Genomic DNA, 5,158 nt, shown 5'->3' with positions numbered 1-5,158 from the left:
GGGGAGTTGGTCGATTTCGCCCGCCTGAACGCCCCAGAGGTGGGCGTAGAGGCCGTCTTCGGTCAGCAGGTCGTCGTGGGTGCCGCGTTCGACGATACGGCCGTCTTCGAGGACGACGATTTGGTCCGCGTCTTTGATAGTCGAGAGACGGTGTGCGATGCTGAACGTCGTTCGGTCGGCGGTGAGTGCGTCGAGCGAGCGCTGGATGAGCATCTCCGTCTCGGTGTCCACGTCCGACGTGGCTTCGTCCAAGACGAGGATTTCGGGGTCTTTGAGGATGGCGCGGGCGATAGAGACACGCTGGCGCTGACCGCCCGAAAGCTTCACACCGCGTTCGCCGACTTTCGTGTCGTACCCGTCGGGGAGATTCGAGATGAAGTCGTGAGCCTCGGCGGCTTTTGCGGCCGCGACGATGTCCTCGTGGTCGGCGTCGAACGTCCCATAGGCGATGTTCTCTTCGACCGTCCCGTAGAACAGGAACGTCTCTTGGCTGACGTAAGCGATGGATTCGCGCAGACTCGACAGCGCCACGTCGCGAACGTCTTGGCCGTCGATACTGACGCTTCCTTCGTCGGTGTCGTACATCCGCATCAGCAGTTTGAGGATGGTCGATTTCCCGGCACCTGTCGGGCCGACGAGCGCAAGTGTCTCGCCGCCGCCGACGTCGAACGAGATGTCTTCGACGATTGGGTCGCCATCGTCGTAGCCGAACGTCACGTCGTCGTACTCGACGCGGCCGTCGGAGACGACGAGGTCCGGCGCGTCTTTCTTCTCGGCGAGGCGGGCGGGTTCGTCCATCAAGCCGAAGATGCGTGCGCTGGAGGCGTGCGCGCGTTGATACATGTTGATGATTTGCCCGAACTGCGCCAGTGGCCAGACGAACTGCTGTGTGAGCAGGATGAACGTGACGAACTCACCGACTTCGAGCGTGCCGGTGAAGGGGCCGGGGCCCTCGCCGTTGATGACCCAGAGTCCTCCGACGACGAACGTCAGCGTGAACCCGATGCCGGCGAGGATGCGTAGCGCCGGGAAGAACTTGATACGGGTGTTGATGGCGTCCCAGTTCGCGTCGAAGTAGTCCATAGAGACGCCGTCGACGCGGTCGGATTCGTGGGACTCGGCGTTGAACGTCTTGATGACCTGGATGCCGCCGAGGTTGTTCTCCAATCGAGAGTTGAGTTTGCCGACAGACGAGCGCACGTCGGCGTACTTTGGCTGGATGATATCGACGAACTTCCACGTGAACAACGCGATGAGTGGAACTGGAAGGAGGGCGACGAGCGCCAGTTGCCAGTTGTACGAGACGAGGACGACGGCGATGGCGAGAACCATCACAGAGAGACGGAAGAAGGAGTTCATCCCGTCGTTGAGGAACCGTTCGAGGCGGTTCACGTCGTTCGAGAGGATGGACATCATCTCGCCGGTCTGCTTGTCGGCGAAGAAGTCCATGTTGAGCAGTTGCATCCGGTCGTAGGTGTCGGTCCGGACGGCGTGTTGGATGTTCTGCGCGTAGGAGTTCCAACCCCAGTTACGGAGCCAGTGGAACAGGGCACCGCCGGTGAAACTGAAGACGATGAGGCCGACGGCGAACATGAACTGGCCGCTCCGCGTCGCGGGGACGAACGGAGCAATCCACGCTTCGGGGAGGACGGGAAACCCTGCTGCGAAGGACTTCTCTTGGCGGATGATGGCGTCGATAGCGAGGCCGAGAACGACCGGTGGGACCAAGTCCAACACCCGGGCGGCGATGCTGGCGAGGACGCCGACGACGAACTGCGACGTGTTCTCGCCCCCGTACTCGGAGAACAGTCGTCGCATCGGGCTGTCGACCCGTTCTCGCTGGTCTTCGAACGGGTCGTCGTCTGTATCTGGAGGCACGAAATCGTTTCAGGGGGCGCGCAGGGTAAAGTCCTCGGGTGGGGGAGCCCTCCGCCGGTTTCTGTCGGTTAGGAGTCACCATCGCGGAGTGCCTGCACGGTCACGATACCCTGTACAACCGAGAGGACGAAGGTTGCCACGAGCAGGGCGAGTGAGACGGGCAGTCGGAACTCGGGACGGCCGATGGCGAGGAAATAGCTGTGCGCGACGACGGCGAACAGACCCGCCCCCACGAGGAGGAACGAGAACTGATAGCCACGTCGCTCTCGCTGGACGAGACGGCGGAATCCGTCGAGGAAGACGAGCACGAGGGCGAGGTTGAACAGGTTGAACAGTTGGATGCCACCGGGAATGCCGAAGAGCTTCCACTCTTCCCAGTACGCGGAGTCTATCTCGTGCGTAATCAGCACTGCCAGATTCAGGATGTACAACCGAACCGTCCACGCGTGACTGTCCATCGTTTCACCACCTGAACGATGGGGTGCCAGTGAAATGAAGCTGAGGTTACAAGAGTCGTCCTTCGACTTCGGGGTCGATACCGGCCTCGGCGAGGTCCTGCCGGACGCGTTCACGGAGTGGGTCCGGAACCGTGTCGCGGCCGACTGGGACCGCCGTCTCGCCGTCGCCTTTCACTTTCCAGTAGAGGATGCAGTTCGACGGTTCGTAGAATTCGATGCTGTACGCGTCGTCGGCACCGCGGTAGTGGACACGGGCCGCGAAGTCCTCAGCGAACCACCCTTCGAGGTCGGCCAGCGCATCGACGTGTTCGCCCATGGGGTGACACACACAGGCCACGCTTTCGGTCGTTTCGCTTTTCAGTCGAGGACGACGCGGTCGCCTTCTTCGATACACGTCTCGTTCGTGTAGCCGTACGGGACTTCGAGGACGTACTTCCCAGTGCCTCGGTAGCGGGTCAAATCAGACTCACTCGTCCCTTCGGGGTCGAGTTCGGCGTGGTGAATCTTCGTGATGGTGCCGTTCTCGGCCACGAATATGATGTCGAGCGGGAAGGCCATGTCACGCATCACGTAGGCGTAGGTCCCCGGCGAGTCGTGGACGAACCACATCCCCTCGTTCGCTGCGAGCGACTCGGTGTCGCTCAACCCCGTAAATCGCTTGGCGTAGGTGTCGGCGACGCGGGCATCGACGGTAGCGAGCGTCTCGCCCGTCTCGTCGTCCACGATGGTCAGCGAGGTTCGCTCGTAGTCGTCGGTCGCCCCCGGTGCAATTGCGGGGTTCGAGAGATAGACTACGCTGGCGACGACGACGAGCACGGCCGCGAAGAACACCGCAGTTCGTGCGCGAGAGGTCATTCGTTCGATAGAACGGTCGCTGTGTGTCTAAGGGTTCCGGGGGTCGGTCGAAACAATAACCGTTATGAGCGCGAACCGGTTCGGTTGAATTGCAGGGCTCGTGGTCTAGTTGGTTATGACGCGGCCTTTACAAGGCTGAGGTCGGTGGTTCGAATCCGCCCGAGCCCATGTTTCTGTGGCGAACGAAGTGAGCCCAGAAACATCTGTGAGGGCAGTCGAACCTTGCGGCAACCGAGCGGAGCGAGGTTGACGGAGTGGTTCGAATCCGCCCGAGCCCATCAGATTTTGTGACGAGCCGAACGGTGAGTCACAAATCTATTCCGCGAGGGCGATTCTAACCTGACGACGAGCGAGGCGAAGCCGAGCGAAGTCGGCGTGGTTCGAATCCGCCCGAGCCCACTAATTCTGTGCGAGCGACAGCGAGCACGAATTCGTGAACCGAGGGCGATTCGAATCAGGGAGCAACTTGTTGCGACCGAGGTTCGAATCCGCCCGAGCCCTCACAATCCGCACTCCCCACCACACGAACCTTTTTACCCCAAACCGCACCCACTCCCGTGCAGTGACCCTCACCAGTCGCCTCCGAGACAACCCACGGGCGACCCTCGTCGTCGTCGGGTACGCACTCGCCGTCCTCGTCGCCTCGGTGATACCGACACCGCCGGGTGGTCTCACACCGAACGGACCACTTGGGCTCGTCGGCCTCGACAAGTGGGTCCACGGAGTCGGATACGCAGTGCTGGGATTCGGCCTCGCACACGCCAGTCGGGCACGACGGGCGACAGCGATTGGCCACGTGGTCGTCGTCGCCGGCGCCTACGGTGCAGGAATCGAACTCGTACAGGCGTTACTCCCGTACCGGTCGTTCAGCATCGCAGACATGGGCGCGAACGTCCTCGGGGCGGTTGTGGGGGGCCTCCTCTGGTACGTCATCAACAGATTACAAACCGGCAGGTAGCGTTATGACCCCCCCTTGTCTAACACCAGCCGAGAAGTGAGAGGCACATGGGCACGAAACGACTACTCCGGGCAGTTGGACGGGCACTCGGACTCACGAGCGTGGCGCTGGCCGGGGCGTATCTCCTCGTGCTCCGTCCGTGGCACAGACGCTGGGGCACGACGGACACCGAGGCGACGAGCACGCTTCCAGGCGACGACTTCGTCGAGGACGCAGACGTAGAGTCGACGCGGGCAATCACCATCGCAGCACCCGCGCGGGCCGTCTGGCCGTGGTTGGTGCAGTTGGGACAGGGCCGCAGTGGCTTCTACAGTTACGAGCGTCTGGAGAACTTCTTCGGATTACAGACTCACGACGCCGACCCCACCCAACCGAGTCATCACCATCTCCGCGTCGGCGACGCGATTCGACTCGGCCCACTGGGGTCGAACGTGCCGACGTTCCGCGTGGCGGTCGTCGACCCCGGCCGGTCGCTCGTGTTGAGCGCTCCGGGGTGGGAGACGGGCGCGAGCACGGCGACGTGGACGTTCGCGTTGCACGAACTCTCACCCGGTTCGACGAGGCTCGTGGTTCGGTTCCGCGGCCGTTCGACGACTCTTCGAGAGCGTTTGGTCAATCGACTCGTCGTAGAACCCGTGCAGTTCGCCATGGAGCGAAAGATGCTCAAGGGCATCCGCAAACGGGCCGAGCGGGCGCGAGCGAGCGCGACTGAGGGGCGGCGGCGTTGACCCGTCGCCGACGGGCGATTCGAAAGTCTTTTTCGTTCCCTCCGGCTTCGGAAGAGTACAAGCCGCCTTAGCTCAGACTGGGAGAGCACTCGACTGAAGATCGAGCTGTCCCCGGTTCAAATCCGGGAGGCGGCATTTTCCTGCGACCAACGTGAGCAGTGAAAATTCTCGCGAGCGGAGTTGAACCCTGCAAGTCGCAACCGTGAGCGATAGCGAGCGGTCCGTCTTGCTCCGGTTCAAATCCGGGAGGCGGCACTTCTGTGATTTCAACCCGACGAGCG

General features: G+C 62.2%; 6 protein-coding genes and 2 tRNA genes. 4 read left to right on the top strand and 4 right to left on the bottom strand.

The features are described from left to right. From AUR66_RS10965 to AUR66_RS10950, 4 genes are all read right to left on the bottom strand, one after another. Positions 1-1,878 (bottom strand): ABC transporter ATP-binding protein (locus tag AUR66_RS10965; RefSeq protein WP_058572457.1); only part of this gene is annotated, 1,878 nt, incomplete at its 3' end. A 68-nt stretch (positions 1,879-1,946) separates the two neighbouring features. Next, entirely contained in the window at positions 1,947-2,336 is a 390-nt protein-coding gene (locus tag AUR66_RS10960) for a DUF6713 family protein (RefSeq protein ID WP_058572456.1), read from the bottom strand. Between the two features lie 46 nt (positions 2,337-2,382). Next, positions 2,383-2,652: a DUF7538 family protein gene (locus tag AUR66_RS10955; protein ID WP_058572455.1), complete on the bottom strand. Its 270-nt coding sequence runs from the start codon at positions 2,650-2,652 to the stop codon at positions 2,383-2,385. A gap of 41 nt (positions 2,653-2,693) precedes the next feature. Then, a complete protein-coding gene (locus tag AUR66_RS10950; RefSeq protein ID WP_058572454.1) occupies positions 2,694-3,191 on the bottom strand; it encodes a DUF192 domain-containing protein in 498 nt (165 codons plus the stop codon). A gap of 94 nt (positions 3,192-3,285) precedes the next feature. Here AUR66_RS10950 and AUR66_RS10945 point away from each other — a divergent pair. The 4 genes from AUR66_RS10945 (at position 3,286) to AUR66_RS10930 (ending at position 5,012) form a co-directional block, all read left to right on the top strand. Continuing rightward, a tRNA-Val gene (locus AUR66_RS10945) sits at positions 3,286-3,359 on the top strand. Between the two features lie 394 nt (positions 3,360-3,753). Then, the gene (locus AUR66_RS10940) at positions 3,754-4,149 is read left to right on the top strand and encodes a VanZ family protein (RefSeq protein WP_058572453.1); all 396 of its coding nucleotides are present in this window, start codon (positions 3,754-3,756) and stop codon (positions 4,147-4,149) included. Positions 4,150-4,196: 47 nt separating this feature from the next. Beyond that, on the top strand, positions 4,197-4,877 hold the full coding sequence (locus AUR66_RS10935; protein ID WP_058572452.1) for a hypothetical protein: 681 nt from the start codon (positions 4,197-4,199) through the stop codon (positions 4,875-4,877). A 61-nt stretch (positions 4,878-4,938) separates the two neighbouring features. Continuing rightward, positions 4,939-5,012 (top strand) — tRNA-Phe (locus tag AUR66_RS10930). Positions 5,013-5,158 lie beyond the last annotated feature (146 nt).

Source organism: Haloferax profundi (genome assembly GCF_001469865.1).
GTDB lineage: Archaea > Halobacteriota > Halobacteria > Halobacteriales > Haloferacaceae > Haloferax > Haloferax profundi.
Note: the sequence above shows the minus strand (reverse complement) of the source record. Positions and strands in the feature narration are given on the sequence as shown.